The sequence below is a fragment of the Kitasatospora sp. MBT63 genome (assembly GCF_000710465.2).
In the GTDB taxonomy this organism is placed as follows: domain Bacteria; phylum Actinomycetota; class Actinomycetes; order Streptomycetales; family Streptomycetaceae; genus Kitasatospora.
This window is the reverse complement of sequence record NZ_JAIZ01000660.1, coordinates 1-201: the sequence shown is the minus strand read 5'-3', so window position 1 is coordinate 201 and position 201 is coordinate 1. Positions and strand designations below refer to the sequence as shown.

The following is a 201-nucleotide window of genomic DNA, read 5'->3' as shown; positions in this document are numbered from 1 at the left end:
GGGGCGGGTGACGGTGTTCGCCACGTACGCCAGCCTGGGTCTGGGGCATTTGGAGAGGGCCCACCAGGCGGGATTGCCGGCCTTCTCGCTCGCGATCGTGGATGAGGCCCACCGTGTCAGTGGCCAGGCCGGGAAGCCGTGGGCGGCGATCCTGGACAACACCCGGATCCCGTGTGACCGCAGGTTGTTCATGACGGCCAC

1 protein-coding gene is annotated in these 201 nt (G+C 68.7%); it reads left to right on the top strand.

Annotated features, from left to right (window positions below):
- A partial coding sequence (locus AA75_RS51535; protein ID WP_149038551.1) for a DEAD/DEAH box helicase family protein occupies positions 1–201 on the top strand: 201 nt, incomplete at both ends.